This window comes from Streptomyces kanamyceticus (assembly GCF_008704495.1).
GTDB lineage: Bacteria > Actinomycetota > Actinomycetes > Streptomycetales > Streptomycetaceae > Streptomyces > Streptomyces kanamyceticus.
In genome coordinates this window covers 4883341-4898386 of record NZ_CP023699.1, presented here as the reverse complement: position 1 = coordinate 4898386, position 15046 = coordinate 4883341, and the positions used below count along the sequence as shown (strand labels likewise).

Sequence of the window (15046 nt, the reverse complement as noted above, 5' to 3'; positions counted from 1 at the left end):
CTTCCGGTGGAGCGCTCGGCCGAACGGGTGTTTCCTGGATGAGGGGGCGAGGAGGCGGATCATGCGCATCGCTCTGAGTCTGTCGGCGGCGGCCGCCGCAGCCCTGCTGACCTTGGGAAACGCGGCCGGGGCCGGCGCCGCGGCCCCCGCGCACAACGGTGGCGACGTCATCTGGGGCACCGTCGTGTCGGGCCCCGATCTGAACGTCAGGGACCAGCCGAACACCTCGGCGTCGATCGTCGCCACGCTTCCGTACGGCAGCCAGGACCGCGTCGAGTGCGCCACCTGGGGCACCCACGTCAACGGCAACCCGTACTGGTACTGGCTGGGCGGCGTCCGCGGCTGGGTGAGCGCGGCGTACGTGGACACCGGCGGCCGCCACGTACCGAGCTGCTCCTCCGACGACCCGTGCCCGCAGTGGCGCGACTGCCACGACTCGCACGACTCGCACGACTCGCACGACTCGCACGACTCGTGCGCTGACCGGAACTGACGAGAGGAACCGTCATGGCATACGCCCCACACGCCTCACCCACCCAGCCCGCCGCGACCGGCCATAGGGCCGCGTCCGCCCACTGGGCGGGCCCCGCGCTCCTGGGCATCGTCTACGGCATCTGGGCGGCGGGCATTCGCCGCGACGCGGGCCCGATCACCACCGGCAACGTCCTGTTCGGCGTGGTCGCCGGAGTGATCGTCGCCGCCGTGTACTTCGCGCTGCGCCGCACGGCACACACGCTTCCCCGCGAGCTGCGCGCCCTGTCCTGGACGGCGTTCGCGGGGATCGCGTTCGGGTTCCTGTACAGCCTGACCGACGCGAGCGTCCTGCGCTCGGTGATCATGTCGCTTCTGGTGGCCGGTGGGGTGTTCGTCGTGACGTTTTACCGCTACTACACGACGGAGTAGTACGGAGTGCCCCGTAGGGGCGCGGGGAACTGCGCGGCCAGCCCCCACGGACGCGCGGTCGCGTCTGCCAGGCCAGGCTCCTTGGCGGGTGCGGCTTTCACCGGGTTGCTCGCGCCGTTCCCCGCGCCCCTTCCGGGGCCCCGTAGGGGCGCGGGGAACTGCGCGGCCAGCCCCCACCGGACCCGCGGTCGCGTCTGCCACGTCAGGTCTCTTGGCGGGTGCGGCTCTCATTGGGTTGCTCGCGCAGTTCCCCGCGCCCCTGACGGGGCCAGTGCCCTTGCGGCAAGCAGCGAACCAGCAAGCACCAGCCCGGAGTTGACCAGAACCGCGCCGGTGATACCGGAAAGGACCGCGTCGGGTGTGGTGCCCGTCCCGGCCCGCGCCGCAGCGACCGCGCTCATGACCGGGATCCCGAGCGTGATGCCGACCTGCTGGGTCATCGTGGCGAGACCGGTCGCCAGGCCCTGTTCCGAGTCCGGCAGGCCCGACGTGGCGGTGACCATGAAGCCGACGATGAGCAGCATGTTGCCGACGCCGCCGACGAACGTGGCCGCGAGGAGGAGGTACAGCCAGCCGCCCGACGTGCCGAGCGCGACCAGGGAGAGCGTCGCGGCGGCCTGCACCGCGCCGCCGGTGAGGATCGTGGCCCTGCTGCCGTACCGGCTGACCGCGCGTCCGCCCAGTGTGCCGCCCGCGACCGTACCGAGGCCAAGGACGCCGAAGGCGAGCCCGGTGGCGAGCGGGGAGTAGCCGAGCACCTCCTGGAGGTAGAGCGTCAGGAGGAAGACCAGCGAGGTCTCGGTGGCGAAGGCGATCAGGCCCGCCGCGTTGCCCCAGATCACCGTGCGGCGCCGCATGATGCGGACGGGCACGAGCGGCGCGGCCGAGCGCTGTTCCACGAACCAGAAGGCGACGAGCAGGGCGGCGCCCGCGAGGAGCGCGGCGAGCGCGAGGGGGTCGCTCAGACCGCTCTCGCCCGCCCTGGTCAGGCCGTAGACGAGGGCGAGCAGGCCGCCGGTGACGGTGATCGCGCCGGGTACGTCGATGCGGTGCTTGCACACGATCCGCGAGTCGGTGAGGAGCGCGGGGGCGAGGGCGACCACCGCCGCCGCGACCGGCACGTTGACGAAGAACGCCCACCGCCAGGAGAGCAGGTCGGTGAGGAGCCCGCCGAGGATGGCGCCGGTGGTGAAACCGGCAGACATGAGCGCTCCGTTGAGGCCGAGTGCCCGGTCGCGCAGCGGCCCTTCGCGGAACGCCGTGGTGAGCAGGGCGAGCCCCGCCGGGGTGACGGCGGCAGTGGCGAGGCCCTGCAACACCCGTGCGGTGAGCAGGACTTCGGGCGTCGTGGCGAGTCCGCCGAGGGCCGAGGAGAGGCCGAGGAGGACCATCCCGCCGATGAAGAGCCGCTTGCGCCCGAACAGATCGGCGAGGCGTCCGAAGAGGAGCGTGAACCCGGCCGCGGCGAGCGCGAAGGCGGTGGCTATCCACTGGAGGCTGGCGAGGGAGAAGCCGAGCCCCTCGCCGACGACGGGGAGCGCGACGTTCAGGATGGAGAAGTCCACGGCGATCATGAACTGGGAGCCGAGGAGGAGGGTCAGGACGAGCTTCTGGCGTGGTGTCATGCGCAGCTTGGCCCCGCCGGGGCGCGCGGCGGTCTCGACAGTGGTGGTGCTGGTCATCACAGCGTCTCCAGGTCCACCGCGCGGGCCATGGCCCGGTATCCGGCGTCGTTCGGGTGCAGGTGGTCGCCGCTGTCGTACGCGGGGGCGATCCGCTCCGGGTCCGCCGGGTCGGCGAGGGCCTTGTCGAAGTCGACGTACGCGTCGTACGCGCCGGACGTCCGCACCCACTCGTTGAACTCGTCGCTCACGGCCGCCGAGTGCGTGCCGTAGTGGTCGGAGCCGCCGAGCGGGAGGAGCGTGGCGCCGACGACCCTGACGCCCTTGGCGCGTGCCTCGCGGATCAACTTCTTGTGGCCGTTGATGAGTTCGCGGGCGGAGACGACGGGGGCGGGCTTGTAGGTGGGCTTGTCGGTCTCGCTGTAGCCGATGTCGTTGAGTCCTTCGAGGACGACGACGGTGCCCGTGCCCGGCAGGTCGAGGGCGTCGCGCGAGAACCGGTTGGCGCTCTTCTCGCCGTACCAGGCCGAGTCGTTGAGGACCATGTTGCCGCCGATGCCCGCGTTCAGGACGGGCCGTTGCTTGCCCGCCTTGGCGAGGCGTTCGGCGAGCGCGTCGGACCAGCGGCGGTTGAGGTCGGTGGAGGAGGCGAAGCCGTCGGTGATGGAGTCGCCGAAGAGGACGACGCCGTCGCGCCCGCCAGGCTTTACGGAACGGCCGCTGACGTCCACGCCCGAGAGGTAGTACCAGGACTCGGTGGATTCGGCGGACTCGTCGAAGGCGCGGGACCCGGTGTCGGCGGTGTGGTCGCCGTCGGCGCGGTAGCTGGTGGCGAAGGACTGGGAGTGGAAGGTGGCGGGGCCCGTGGTGCCCGCGAGGTGCAGCGTGACGGTGACGGACTCGAAGGGATCGAGCTCCAAGTCGGCCTTGTCGCTGGAGAGTTGCGACCCCGCGGGTATCGTCACCGCCCGCTTCCCGTCGAAGGTGAGCCGCCTGACCGAGCCCTTCTCCACCGACGCCCCCTTCGTCGTACGGGCGACGGTGGCGGACGCGATGCGCAGCGGCGACGTGCCGTACGCGTTGGAGAGCCGGATGCGGGCTCTGTCGCCGCCCTCGGTGACGCGGACGATCTGGCGCAGGGTCTGCTCGTCGAAGCCCGCCTCCGACCAGTTGGCCTTGAAGCCGGTGCTGGGGCGCTGCGGCGAGGCGGCCCAGGCCGCGGTCCAGGCGACCCCCTTGCCGGTCTCGTGGCGGTCGGGGGAGTCGGCCTGGGCGCCGGTCACGGCGAGACCCGCGGTCAGGGCGAGGGCGGTGGCGGTGGCAGTGACGGCGAGGGTCGTGCGGGCACGCGAAATCATGGTGAGCTCCAGGGAGTTGAAGAGAGAGGATGTCCGTCCGGCGGGCCGCCGTCCTGACTCCTCAAAGATCCGCCGAGCGCGCCCGACCATCAATGGCGATCCGTGAAACGATCGACGCGCTTACGCTTATCGATGCAGGTCACAGGGGGTACGTGGTGGAACGGCAGGAGCTGGAAACCTTCCTGACGCTCGCGGAGGAGCTGCATTTCGGGCGCACCGCCGAGCGGCTCGTGCTCTCCCAGGCGCGGGTCAGTCAGACGCTGAAGAAGCTGGAGCGCAAGATCGGCGCCCCGCTCTTCGAGCGCACCAGCCGCGTGGTGCGGATGTCCCCGCTGGGCCGTCAGCTGTACGAGGATCTGGCTCCGCTCCACAAGGAGATGGAGGCGGCACTCGCCCGCGCCAAGGACTCCGCGCGGGGCGTCGGCGGCGAGCTGAACGTCGGCTTCCTCGGCGCGGGCGCGGGCACGCTGACGGGCCCGATCCTGGCGCTGTTCCGGGAGCGCCGCCCCGGTGTCGAGGTGCGGATGCGGGAGACGCAGTTCCAGGATCCGCTGGGCGCGTTGCGCGGCGGCGAGATCGATCTGCTCTTCACGTGTCTCCCCGTCGTGGAGCCGGACCTCACGGTGGGGCCCGTGGTGATCAACGAGCCGCGCCTGCTCGCGATGCCGCTCGGCCACCCACTCGCCGGACGCGTCTCCGTCTCACTGGAGGAACTGGCGGGCGAGACGTTCTTCGGCGTCGTGAACGGCGCGCCCGCGTACTGGTGGGACTTCCACGTCCCGCCGCGCACGCCGAGCGGCCGCGAGATCCGCCGGGGGCAGGCCGTCGCGTCCTTCCAGGAGCTGATGACCCTCGTCGCGGCGGGCCAGGGCATCTCGCCGGTCGTCGCGTCCGTGGAGAAGTACTACGCGCGCCCCGGCGTCACCTTCGTCCCCCTGGACGACGTGCCCTGCGCAGAGGTCGCGCTGATCCATCGCACGGCGGGGACGAACGCGCGCGCGGAGGCGTTCGTCCGGGCGGTCGGGGACGCGGTCGAGGCGAACGGCGGGCCTGCGGCGTTCTGAGCGGCCTTGTGGAAGTCCGATGCGGTTCGGGCCCCGAAGGGGCGCGGGGCCGTGACATGTGCGGCTCCGCCGCGTGGGCGCGACCAGCCACGACGCACCCGCAGACGTGGACCGTATTTCCGGCGGAGCGCATAGTTCTCCAGGACGGACCCGGCACCGGCGGGGTTCTGAGGCCTGTCCGGCAGGGCCGTGCAGGATGCACCCATGACCGCTCTGAGCTATTCCGCCGCATTCATCACGTTCTTCTCCGTGGTCGGCCCGCCCAAGGTGCTGCTGGCCTTCGCCGGGCTCGCGCAGAACCACCCGATGGGAGAGCTGCGGCGGATCGCGCTGATCTCGTCCGCCGCCGCGATCCTCGTCGGCCTGCTCACCGGCATCACGGCACCGTGGCTGCTCGACCTCTTCCACATCTCCACGCCCGCGCTGCAGCTCGCGGGCGGCGTCATCTTCTTCATCTACGCCGTCGGGCTCGTCCTCGGCATCCACCTCGGTACGGAGAGCCCCGGCGAGGACACCCCGGACCTGGTGAGCGGCGTACGGCAGCTCCTCATGCCGTACGTCGTGAGCCCGCTCGCGTTGACCGCCGTCCTCATCGAGGGGGCGGCCCGCGACTCCTGGTCGTGGCGGTCCACGGTCGTCGGCGCGTACGTCACCGTGATCGTGGTGGACCTCCTGTGCGTGGTCGTCCTGGCCCGCGTCCTGCGCCGCACCCACCACGCGACCATCGAACTCCTGGGCCGCCTCCTCGGGTTGCTGCTCGCCGCGGTCGGCGTGGACCTGGTTCTGGACGGCCTCACGTCACTGGGCGTACCGGTGGACCGGCTGGGTCACTGAACGGCGTCGTCGGAGCGGTCGTTGCAGAGCGCCCAGATCACGAAGACGCCGATCGCGATCGAGATGAGCGCCCAGACCGGCGTGTACGGCAGCCACAGGAACTGCGCCACGATCGCCAGCGCCGCGAGTGCGACGCCGGTCGCCTTGGCCCAGCTCGCGCCCTTGAGGATGCCCCAGCCGACGACGGCCACGAGGATGCCGAGGACGAGGTGGATCCAGCCCCACGTGGTGAGGTTGAACTTGTAGACGTAGTCGCCGATGCGCTCGTAGACGTCGTCCTTGGCGATGCCCGCGATGCCCTCCAGGACGCCGAGGATGCCGTTCACCATCATCAGGACACCGGCGAACATCGTGCCGCCGGACGCCCAGGGAGCGGTGTCCTTCTTGTGGTCGCGGTCCGGATTGGGTGGTGCAGTCGCACTGCTCATGGGCGCCGCCCCTTCTCTTCGCTCGGGAAATCACAGCGTCGGACGGCGTCCGGGGCGGGGCGAGCGGGCGTGCGCCGAACGGGTGACGTGACGGGTTGCGTGATTTCCGTCACCTGAGCGCGACCGGCTGATTACGCTGTGCACATGGTCAAAATGCGCGACCTCGACCCCACCGCGTCCCCCCTTGACTACTACGGCGCGGAATTGCGCCGCCTACGGGAGGCGGCGGGCCTCAGCCAGCCGCAGTTGGGCTCCTGCGTCTTCGTCACGGCGTCGCTGATCGGCCAGGTGGAGACGACGAGGAGGGTGCCGACGAGGGATTTCTCTGAGCGGGTGGATGCGGCGCTGGGGACGGATGGGGTGTTCTCGCGGTTGGTGGGGCTGGTGTTGCGGAGCCAGTTGCCGACGTGGTTTCAGGCGTATGCGGAGATGGAGGCGCGGGCGAGCTTCATCTCCACGTATCAGTGCCAGTTGGTGTACGGGCTTTTGCAGACACAGCCCTATGCGCGGGCGCTACTCGGCGTTGATTACCCAGACGGGGCCGATGAGTTGGTGGCCGCGCGACTGGAACGGCAGCGCATTCTTGAACGCCAGCAGCCGCCTGCTCTGTGGGTCGTGCTCGGTGAGGCGGTGCTGCATCAGGAGGTGGGTGGCGCGGACGTGATGCGAGGTCAGCTGCAACACCTGTTGGAGTTCCGAGACCACCCGTGGGTGCAGATCCAGGTGTTGCCCTATTCGGTCGGTCAGCACACGGGAATGATGGGCGCGTTCAACCTCCTCCGCTTCGATGATGACCCAGACCTCTTCTACGCGGAGAGCTATGACACTGGGCACATGACTGCCAATCCGCAAGTGATCAGGGAGCGTTCTGTCGGCTACGCTCGTTTGCAGAGCTGTGCTCTCTCGACGGACAGCTCGGCAGAACTGATCGCTCGTGTGATGGAGGAACGCTATGGACAGCGTGCAGCACCTGACGGGCGCACAGTGGCGTAAGTCGACCTACAGCGGAACGAGCGGCGGCGACTGCATCGAATGCGCCCCGCTCAACGGTGCCACGTGGCTGAAGTCGTCCCACAGCGGTAACACCGGCGGCGAATGCATAGAGTTCGCCCAAGCCCAGCGCAACGGCAACGCCACCGTGGGAGTGCGGGACAGCAAGAACCCCGGCGGCCCCATCCTCACCGTCACCCCAACCGCCTTCACCCACTTCGTCAGCGCAGCGATCAGCGGAGATCTGTCGCGACCCTCTCGGTGACCGCCGAGGTCATCCGCCGGATGCCCGGCGAACGGACCGGGCACGGGCGGGACTTGGCCGTGGTCGGCGCCAGGCAGAAGTGCAGGAAGTCGTCTTCGAGGTGGAGAGCAGTGCGGCCAGAGCCTCGCTCCGTGCAGTACTCGGAATTCTCGCGCTCGTACGCCGTGCAGGGCAGCTTCTCCACCCACGTATAGCGGTCCGACGCCGGGGCCACCGCCTTGCCCGCGTCGGCGACGAGGTCTCCCGAGGCGCGGGCCTGCGCCTCGTAGATCCCGTTCACGCGCCGCACGCGGTCGGGCGTGATCGCGTCGGGGCCCTGGAGGACCCACACGACACGGGTCCGCTCACCGCCCGCGCCTCGGATCTGCGAGGCAAGCCGCCGCGCGTCGGCCGCGTACCGGTCGAAGTACTTCCCGCGCTGCTTGTCGTACGTGATGCCCTTCATGCAGGGCGTATAGCCCCACGCGTTGCCCCAGAACTGGAGGACGACGTAGTCGGGCCGCTGGGCCCGCACCAGGGCGGCGGCCTTGTCCTTGTCGGGGACGAGGGAGTCCTCACCCGTACCGTCGAGGTAGTCGCAGAGGGTCGTCCCCGAGTACGGCGCGCTGCGGTACCGCGCACCGAGGCGGTCCTTCAGCTGCGCGCCGAGGACGTCCTGGTTCTCCATGGCGAGGGAGTCGCCGAGGTAGAGGACCTTGGGGGCGGGCTTGTCCGGGGCGTCCGGGGCGTCCGGGGCGTTCCTGGCGGCACGCTCCCGAGTCGTGTCGGAGGAAGACACGGACGGTTCAGGCGGCGCCGAGCCACCCGCGTCGGGTAGGTCGGCCGGTGTCGCGTCCCCGGACCCGGGGTCCCCGCAGGCGCCCAGTAACAGCAGCCCGGCCAGTACCCCGGCACTCCAAAGGTTCCGCTTCCGCATGCGGCAACTCCCGCCCCAGACAGCCGAAATGGCCCTCAGGCAAACACACGCGGCACGCGGAGGGAAGGCATCCGCGTGCCAAGTGCGGCGGAGCAGGGGGGCGATCGCTCAGCCGCGTCGCGCCGCTCGCTCGAAATGGCGCGACAGCGCGTCGAAGGACTCCTTCGGCTCCCAGTGCCAGGGCGACTCCGGGTCCTCGGGGCGCTCCCTGATCGTCTTGACGAGGCTGTAGCTGGCGGCGTCGATGTCGTAGCGCGGTGCGTCGGCGCGGTGCGGGGACTCGGGGCTGACGAAGTTGTAGACGAGGGCCGCGTACAGGTTCATCGACTCGAAGACGTCGAAGACGTCCAGGAGGTAGGCGGCCTGCGTGCGTTCGCTGCGCTTGATCCCCGGGGCGAGCTCCGGGGGATCCTTGGTGTAGTCGACCGAGTCGTGCCAGCCCATGCCGCCGTCCTGCGGCGCCCCCGCGTACGTGCAGCAGCCGCACTCGGTGATCGCCACCGGCTTGCCCCAACGCAGGTGCGGGCTCAGCTCCTTGACGTACGCGGCCTTGGTCTTGTGGTAGCCGTAGTAGTTGACGCTGACGATGTCGAAGAGCGTCCAGTCGACGTCCTCGTCGTGCGCGGCGCCGTAGGTGAGCGGGCCGTGGAAGACGGAACGGCCAGTCTTCGCCGCCTTCCCGATGAAGGCGCGCAGCTTCTTCGCCATCTTCTCCGGGTCGAAGTTCCCCTTGAGTATGTTCTCCACCCGCTCCACGGCGTTGGCGCCGGGCACGATGCCCGGCACGAACAGCACGAACTCGCAGCCCACGCTGAGATGTACGTCCGCGCCCTGCTCGCGCAGCCGCTCCGCGTGCCGTCCCGTCTCCGCGAGGTGGTCGAGGATGTCCCGCTCGGGTACGTCGCCGAGGCGCGGTTGCAGCCAGACGCGCAGACCGCGTTCGGCCGCCTCGTCGGCGGTGGCCGCGAGGCGCTCCACGCCGTCGCCGAAGACGGAGACGGCGTTCGCGTGCAGGTCCTGGCGGATGGCCCGCATGTCGTGGCGCATGCGGGCGGCGGTCCAGCGCGTGGCGTGCGACTCGCCGTCGCCGACCTCGTAGCAGACGCCGCGTTGGGCGAGCCCCCGCCGCTCCCCCGGGGCGGCGGGGGCCTGCGCCCCGGCAGTGGCCTGCGCGGGGCCGGTCGCGCCCGCCCGGTCCGTGCCGAGCAGGCCGCCGGTCACCGCGACGGCGCCGACCGCGCCCGCTCCCGTCAGGAAACGTGCCCTGCTGATTCCCCCGTGTCGCGCAGTGCGCACGTCGCCTCCCGTGAACCGGCCGCGGCCCGCTGCCGCCGCACGGGTACCAGCGTCGTGGGGGGAGGGTGTGGGCTGCGTCGTTCTTTGGTCTACGCGGGCGCGACGGAGGTCGCAACGGGCGTCTGTGCCGCGCTACTTAGGTCAGTGGCGGACGTCAGTAGCGAAGGGCCGTGGTCACGTTCGCCTTGACTTCGCCCTTGTCGGCGCCGTCCAGCTTGTGCGTGCTGCGGGCCGTGCCGTCCTTCGACCTGCCCGCGGGAACGTCGTCGACCGTGACCACGACCGTGTCCAGGAGCTTGCCGTCCGGATCCTTGAAGGAGACCTGGACGGCGAAGGTCTTCGACTCGTCCGTGGTGTTCCGCGCGGTGACCTTCACGGTGCTGCGGCCGTCTCCGTCGGTGGCGGGCTTGCCGAGCCGTACGTCGGCCCTGGCGTCGATGCCGCCCTTGATCTCGTCGATCTTGTCGCCCGCGCGTGCGGTGGCCGACGCGACGGCGTCGGCGGCCTTGCTGGCGTTGTCGGAGGGGCTGTCCCCGTCGGAGCAGGCTGCGGCTCCGAGGCCGAGGATGCCCACGATCGCTATGGCAGTGAGCCCGTGCGCCTTGCCCCTGCTCCCGTTCCTGGCCATGCCGCCTCCCTTGCTCGCTCCACGTGGTCTCCACCCAGTGAAGTCCAACGAGCCGGTGCTCGCCACATCGGAGGGCGCGGGTCCGCCGCGGCTTGTCGCGCAGTTCCCCGCGCCCCTAAGAGATCCCCCCGCGCGCCGTCCTGAGGGTGCGGGTGCGTCGTGGCTTGTCGCGCAGTTCCCCGCGCCCCCAAAAAGATCCCCGCCCCGCGCCGTCCTGAAGGTGCGGGTCCGCCGTGGCTTGTCGCGCAGTTCCCCGCGCCCCTTACGGGGCCCGCACACGCGCACCGGCCGCCAGCGAAGCGCTACCGCGCGACGAACTGCGTCAGGATCGCCTGTACCTCGTAGATGTCGACGCCCTTGGTGAACGTCTTCTGCATCGGCACCGTGTTGCTGGAGATCCAGATCTTCAGCTCGGCGTCGAGGTCGAAGTGCCCTGCCGTCTCCACCGCGAAGTGCGAGATGCTGCGGTAGGGGATCGAGTGGTACTCGACCTTCTTGCCGGTGAGGCCCTGCTTGTCGATCATGATCAGGCGACGGTCGGTGAACAGCATCGTGTCGCGTATCAGCGTGTACGCGGCGTGCACCTGCTCACCGTGGCCGAGCAGCCGTGCGTACTCGTTCTGCGCCTTCATCGGATCGACGGTGTGCGCGTTCCCGAAAAGTGCCATGTCAGGTCCCCCAGTAGACGTATAGACGAAATCCCCGTGCCCCGTGTCCCGGCTGAGTCACGGGATCCCCCCAGCGTAACCGGGCGACGTGCCCCGTAAGGGGCGCGGGGAACTGCGCGACCAGCCACGACTGACCCGCGGCAGACCTACGCGGCGGGTGTGTCCTGCGTGTCCTGCGCGCCCCGCGCGCCCCGCGCGAACGCCTCCGCGAAGGCCGTCTCGCCGAGCGAGGCCCTCGCCGCCCCCGCGATCCGGTCGACGTCGCCGCGCTCGGCGGGCGGAAGCGGCGCGCGCACCCCTCGCCGCGCCGCGTCGGCCGCGCCGAGCAGCTGGGCCGCGCGCTCGGTCCCCGCCGGGTCCCCGGCCAGCGCCGCCGCGCCCGCGAGGCCCTCCAGGGAGAGCGCGATGGCGCGCGGCTCGGCGAGGCCGCGGGCGATCTCCAGGCCGGTGCGGTGCCGCTCCTCGGCCAGGGCGCGGTCCGACCGCAGCTCGGCGACGAAGCCCAGCTCGGCGTGGAGCAGATGATCACCGGCCGGTGAGGACACGTCGGCGTGCCGGTCCCGGATGCGCAGCAGGTGCGACTCGGCCGCCGCGAGGTCCCCGGCACGACGGGCCCCCAGGGCGAGCCCCATCTCCGCGTGGATCTCCCCGTACCTGTACCCCTGCTCGACGGCCAACGCCCGTGCCTGCTCGTGCAGTTGACGCGCCCTGTCCCACTCGCGGGTGAGCAGGGCGAGCCGCCCGAGACCGGAGAGCCGCGCCGACACCTCGGCGGCGAGCCCCAGTTCACGGGCGATGCGCAGCCCCTCGTCCTGACGCCGCGCGGCCTCCTCGTAGTCCCCCTTGATCTCGGCGAGCACGGCGAGCGGCGCGACGGTCTGCAACTCGCCCCACCGGTCGCCCAGTTCACGGAAGATCCCGGCGCTGCGCAGTCCGTCGCGGCCGATCGTGTCCAGATCGCCGCGGATCAGGGCGTGCATGGCGCGCAGCGCGAGGGCGGCGGCGGTGCTCCACCGGTCGCCGACAGTCTCGGCGAGATCGAGCGCGCGGTCGTTGAGGTCCTCGCTGGCGACGGATTCCCCGGCGCTGAAGAGCCCGTAGGCGCAGAGCCAGAGGATCCTGGCCCCGTCGGGGGTGTGCGGGACCTCGCACTCGGCCACGACGGACCCGCCGTCGGGTCGCTCGCCCGTGAGCAGAGCGAACGCGTCCCGCAGCAACCGGAGTTCGGTGCGGTCGGGGTGGTGGTCGAGCACGGCGGTGAGCTCGCGGAGGGCCTCCGAGAGGCGACCTCGGAGAAGCCACCACCAGGTGAGCGCGGCCCCGAGTCGTACCCCTTCCTCGTCCCCCCGGCCGGACGCCAGCGCCGTACGGAGATTGGCGCCCTCGGCGTCGAGGCGCCGGAGCCAGATCCGCTGTTCCCCGTCGCGGAGCCTCGGTTCGGCGAGCTCGGCGAGGTCCAGGTAGTAGCGGAGGTGCCGCTCCCGTACGCCGCCGAGGTCCTCCATCTCGCGCAGCCGGTCGCGGGCGTACGCGGCGACGGACTCCAGGAGCCGGTAGCGCGGGGCGGTTCCCGCGGGGCCCGCGGCCATCACGACCAGGGAGCGGTCGACCAGGCGGGTCACGAGGTCGAGGACGTCTTCGCGGGCCACGCCGTCCCCGGCGCACACCGCCTCCGCCGCGTCGAGCGTGCAGCCGTCGTGGTGCGCGGCCAGGCGGCGCAGGACGATCCGCTCCGGGGCGCTGAGCAGCTCCCAGCTCCAGTCGATCATCGCCCGGAGGGTCTGCTGACGGGCCGGGGCGCCGCGCTGGCCCGAGCTGAGCAGCCGGAACCGGTCGCCGAGTCGGTCGGCCAACTCGCGTACGCCCAGGGCGCGTACGCGGGTGGCCGCGAGTTCCAGGGCCAGGGGGATGCCGTCCAGCCTTCGGCAGATCTCCGCGATGGCGGTGGCGTCGGCTCCGGCGGTATCGGTGTGCGTGAAGCCGGGGGCGGAGGCTGTGGCGCGGGACGTGAAGAGGGTGATGGCGTCGGTGGGCCGCAGGGGCTCGACCAGGAACACGGACTCGCCGGTGAGGGCGAGGGGTTCCTGGCTGGTGGCGAGGATCCGCAGGTCGGGCGCGGTGCGGAGCAGGGAGTCGACGAGTCCGGCCGCCTCCTCGACGACCTGTTCGCAGTTGTCGAGGACGAGCAACAGGTGCCGCTCGCGGAGGGCGTGGGCCAGGCGGGGGACGGAGCCGGTGCCGGAGCCGGTGGCGGCTCCGGGCCCCGGCGCCCCGGAGGGCATGTCGTCCCGCAGTCCGAGCACCCCGGCGACGACCTGCGCGAGCGTGTCGACCCCGCTCCCGCCGGGCACCCCGGCGAATTCCACGAGCCAGACGCCGTCCGGGGCCTCCTCATCGGCCACCCGGCCCGCCGCCTCCAACGCCAACCGCGTCTTGCCGACGCCACCGGGCCCGGTCAGCGTCACCAGGCGGGTGGTGGAGAGGAGTTGGGCCACTTCACCGGTGGGCCGATCGCGTCCGACGAGGGGAGTGAGGGGGGTGGGGAGGTTGGTGCGGGGGTGCGTGGGCGCCGGGGCAGGGGTGGGCGTAGGCGTGGGCGTAGGCGTAGGCGTAGGCGTAGGCGTGGGCGTAGGCGTGGGCGTAGGTGTGGGCGTAGGTGTGGGCGATGGCGTCGGAACGGTCAGTTCCGGGGACTGCCGCAGGATCGCCTCGTGGAGCGCCGTCAGTTCCGGGGCCGGGTCCAGGCCCAGTTCCTCGGAGAGCTGGCCGCGCAGCGACTCGTACGACGCCAGTGCCTCGCTCTGGCGGCCCGCCAGGTACAGCGCGCGCATCTGTAGTGCGCGCAGGCGTTCGCGCAGGGGGTGTTGAGCCACCAGGGACGTGAGTTCCCCGGTGAGCAGTGTGTGGTCGCCCGCGGCCAGGCGGGCCTCCGCCTGTTCCTCCAGGACGGCCAGGCGCTGCTCCGCGAGGCGGTCCGCCGCCGTGCGGACGAACTCCTCGTCGGCCAGGTCCGCGTACGCGGGACCGCGCCACAGGCCGAGCGCCTCCGTGAGCAGTTCGGCGCGGCGCCGCGGGTCCTCCTCGTCGCGCGCCCGCGCCACCAGGTCGCCGAAGCGGAACACGTCCACCTCGTCCCCCGACGCGGGGTCGACCCGCAGCCGGTAGCCCGGGGCCTGATGCACCACCCGGTCCCTGCCGATCGCCCTGCGCAGCTGGGACACCTTGGACTGGAGCGCGTTGGCCGGGTTGCCGGGAGGTTCGTCGCCCCAGAGGTCGTCGATGAGCCGGTCCGCCGAGACCGGCCGTCCCTCGTGCACCAGAAGATCGGCGAGCAGCGCCCTGACCTTCGCCTCGGGAACCCTCACCGGCTCCCCCTCGCCGTCCCACACCGTCAGTGGACCCAGCACCCCGAACCGCATGGCGATCACGGTACACACCGCGTCCGCGCCCCCGGAGGGCCGACCGTCAGCAGACCGTCAGCGGTCCCGAAGCGCCTGCGCGCAGAGTCGTCCCCGTCAGCAGGAACTCGGCACGAAATCAGCACGAACTCAGCAGGAAACGACCGACGGAGGACCCGCACATGCCCAAGTACGCAGGCAGGAAGGCCGTGGTCGTCGGCGGCGCGGACGGGCTCGGACTCGCCATCGCCAAGCGGCTCGTCGAGGGCGGCGCCGAGGTCGTGGTGACCGGCGGCCCCGCCGCGGACCTCGCGGAGGCCGCCGCCGAGGTCGGTCCCGCCGCCCACGTCATCGGCTGCGAGACCGCCGACCCGGCCGCCGTCGACGCCCTCGGACCCGCCGTCGCCCGCCGGCTCGGCGGCATCGACCACCTCTTCGTACACGCGGAGAACGGCCTGCCCCCGGCCGCGCCGCCCGGCCTGCTCCGGCTCCTGCGCGAGGGCGGCTCGGTGGTGCTCACCACCTCGTCGTCCGTAGAGCCGGGGCTCAACTCCCTCGCCCCGCTGATCCGTTGTCGCGGCTCGGCCGACGAAGTGGCCCGCACCGCGCTCCGCCTGGCGGCGGAGACCTCACGCATTCACCCCGACTCCCGTACGCGCACGGAAAGGACCTGACC

At 71.5% G+C, this 15046-nt stretch carries 15 protein-coding genes; 7 read left to right on the top strand and 8 right to left on the bottom strand.

What is annotated here, in order from left to right:
- Positions 1-61: 61 nt before the first annotated feature.
- Together CP970_RS20670 and CP970_RS20665 are read left to right on the top strand one after the other, a co-directional pair.
- Complete coding sequence (locus CP970_RS20670) at positions 62-493, top strand: SH3 domain-containing protein (protein ID WP_055548847.1); 432 nt, start codon at positions 62-64, stop codon at positions 491-493.
- A gap of 14 nt (positions 494-507) precedes the next feature.
- Positions 508-903, top strand: a complete 396-nt coding sequence (locus CP970_RS20665; protein WP_055548845.1) for a hypothetical protein — start codon at positions 508-510, stop codon at positions 901-903.
- Positions 904-1130: 227 nt separating this feature from the next.
- On the opposite strand, the gene CP970_RS20660 is transcribed toward CP970_RS20665, so the two are convergent.
- Entirely contained in the window at positions 1131-2585 is a 1455-nt protein-coding gene (locus tag CP970_RS20660) for an MFS transporter (protein ID WP_055548843.1), read from the bottom strand.
- Positions 2585-3883: an SGNH/GDSL hydrolase family protein gene (locus CP970_RS20655; protein WP_055548841.1), complete on the bottom strand. Its 1299-nt coding sequence runs from the start codon at positions 3881-3883 to the stop codon at positions 2585-2587. The genes CP970_RS20660 and CP970_RS20655 overlap by 1 nt, the downstream gene beginning before the upstream one ends.
- A 155-nt stretch (positions 3884-4038) precedes the next feature.
- Between CP970_RS20655 and CP970_RS20650 the strand changes: the two genes are divergently transcribed.
- Positions 4039-4947, top strand: a complete 909-nt coding sequence (locus tag CP970_RS20650; protein ID WP_169801238.1) for a LysR family transcriptional regulator — start codon at positions 4039-4041, stop codon at positions 4945-4947.
- A 204-nt stretch (positions 4948-5151) separates the two neighbouring features.
- Positions 5152-5781: a MarC family protein gene (locus CP970_RS20645; RefSeq protein ID WP_055548839.1), complete on the top strand. Its 630-nt coding sequence runs from the start codon at positions 5152-5154 to the stop codon at positions 5779-5781.
- On the opposite strand, the gene CP970_RS20640 is transcribed toward CP970_RS20645, so the two are convergent.
- Entirely contained in the window at positions 5775-6209 is a 435-nt protein-coding gene (locus tag CP970_RS20640; RefSeq protein ID WP_055548837.1) for a DUF7144 family membrane protein, read from the bottom strand. The genes CP970_RS20645 and CP970_RS20640 overlap by 7 nt on opposite strands.
- Before the next feature lie 144 nt (positions 6210-6353).
- Between CP970_RS20640 and CP970_RS20635 the strand changes: the two genes are divergently transcribed.
- Both CP970_RS20635 and CP970_RS20630 read left to right on the top strand, forming a co-directional pair.
- Positions 6354-7202 carry a helix-turn-helix domain-containing protein gene (locus tag CP970_RS20635; protein WP_055548835.1) on the top strand — a complete coding sequence of 283 codons (849 nt, stop codon included), beginning with the start codon at positions 6354-6356 and terminating at the stop codon, positions 7200-7202.
- Complete coding sequence (locus tag CP970_RS20630; protein ID WP_079043608.1) at positions 7162-7464, top strand: DUF397 domain-containing protein; 303 nt, start codon at positions 7162-7164, stop codon at positions 7462-7464. Before CP970_RS20635 ends, CP970_RS20630 begins: the two co-directional genes overlap by 41 nt.
- On the opposite strand, the gene CP970_RS20625 is transcribed toward CP970_RS20630, so the two are convergent.
- The 5 genes from CP970_RS20625 to CP970_RS20605 form a co-directional block, all read right to left on the bottom strand.
- Positions 7433-8380, bottom strand: a complete 948-nt coding sequence (locus tag CP970_RS20625) for an SGNH/GDSL hydrolase family protein (protein ID WP_055548831.1) — start codon at positions 8378-8380, stop codon at positions 7433-7435. The genes CP970_RS20630 and CP970_RS20625 overlap by 32 nt on opposite strands.
- Before the next feature lie 108 nt (positions 8381-8488).
- On the bottom strand, positions 8489-9676 hold the full coding sequence (locus CP970_RS20620; protein ID WP_055548829.1) for a hypothetical protein: 1188 nt from the start codon (positions 9674-9676) through the stop codon (positions 8489-8491).
- A gap of 154 nt (positions 9677-9830) precedes the next feature.
- Positions 9831-10304, bottom strand: a complete 474-nt coding sequence (locus CP970_RS20615; protein WP_191094936.1) for an FxLYD domain-containing protein — start codon at positions 10302-10304, stop codon at positions 9831-9833.
- A 302-nt stretch (positions 10305-10606) separates the two neighbouring features.
- Positions 10607-10972: a PH domain-containing protein gene (locus tag CP970_RS20610; protein WP_150493675.1), complete on the bottom strand. Its 366-nt coding sequence runs from the start codon at positions 10970-10972 to the stop codon at positions 10607-10609.
- Positions 10973-11118: 146 nt separating this feature from the next.
- Entirely contained in the window at positions 11119-14391 is a 3273-nt protein-coding gene (locus CP970_RS20605; RefSeq protein ID WP_191094935.1) for a BTAD domain-containing putative transcriptional regulator, read from the bottom strand.
- A gap of 161 nt (positions 14392-14552) precedes the next feature.
- Here CP970_RS20605 and CP970_RS20600 point away from each other — a divergent pair, with 161 nt between their 5' ends.
- The gene (locus CP970_RS20600; protein WP_055555445.1) at positions 14553-15044 is read left to right on the top strand and encodes an SDR family NAD(P)-dependent oxidoreductase; all 492 of its coding nucleotides are present in this window, start codon (positions 14553-14555) and stop codon (positions 15042-15044) included.
- Positions 15045-15046 lie beyond the last annotated feature (2 nt).

What these genes read in the sequence shown, in the direction of transcription:
- CP970_RS20670 (WP_055548847.1), top strand. Translation starts at nt 62, where the DNA reads ATGCGCATCGCTCTGAGTCTGTCGGCGGCGGCCGCCGCAGCCCTGCTG.
- CP970_RS20665 (WP_055548845.1), top strand. Translation starts at nt 508, where the DNA reads ATGGCATACGCCCCACACGCCTCACCCACCCAGCCCGCCGCGACCGGC.
- CP970_RS20660 (WP_055548843.1), bottom strand. Translation starts at nt 2,585, where the DNA reads ATGACCAGCACCACCACTGTCGAGACCGCCGCGCGCCCCGGCGGGGCC.
- CP970_RS20655 (WP_055548841.1), bottom strand. Translation starts at nt 3,883, where the DNA reads ATGATTTCGCGTGCCCGCACGACCCTCGCCGTCACTGCCACCGCCACC.
- CP970_RS20645 (WP_055548839.1), top strand. Translation starts at nt 5,152, where the DNA reads ATGACCGCTCTGAGCTATTCCGCCGCATTCATCACGTTCTTCTCCGTG.
- CP970_RS20640 (WP_055548837.1), bottom strand. Translation starts at nt 6,209, where the DNA reads ATGAGCAGTGCGACTGCACCACCCAATCCGGACCGCGACCACAAGAAG.
- CP970_RS20635 (WP_055548835.1), top strand. Translation starts at nt 6,354, where the DNA reads ATGGTCAAAATGCGCGACCTCGACCCCACCGCGTCCCCCCTTGACTAC.
- CP970_RS20630 (WP_079043608.1), top strand. Translation starts at nt 7,162, where the DNA reads ATGGACAGCGTGCAGCACCTGACGGGCGCACAGTGGCGTAAGTCGACC.
- CP970_RS20625 (WP_055548831.1), bottom strand. Translation starts at nt 8,380, where the DNA reads ATGCGGAAGCGGAACCTTTGGAGTGCCGGGGTACTGGCCGGGCTGCTG.
- CP970_RS20615 (WP_191094936.1), bottom strand. Translation starts at nt 10,304, where the DNA reads ATGGCCAGGAACGGGAGCAGGGGCAAGGCGCACGGGCTCACTGCCATA.
- CP970_RS20610 (WP_150493675.1), bottom strand. Translation starts at nt 10,972, where the DNA reads ATGGCACTTTTCGGGAACGCGCACACCGTCGATCCGATGAAGGCGCAG.
- CP970_RS20605 (WP_191094935.1), bottom strand. Translation starts at nt 14,391, where the DNA reads ATGCGGTTCGGGGTGCTGGGTCCACTGACGGTGTGGGACGGCGAGGGG.
- CP970_RS20600 (WP_055555445.1), top strand. Translation starts at nt 14,553, where the DNA reads ATGCCCAAGTACGCAGGCAGGAAGGCCGTGGTCGTCGGCGGCGCGGAC.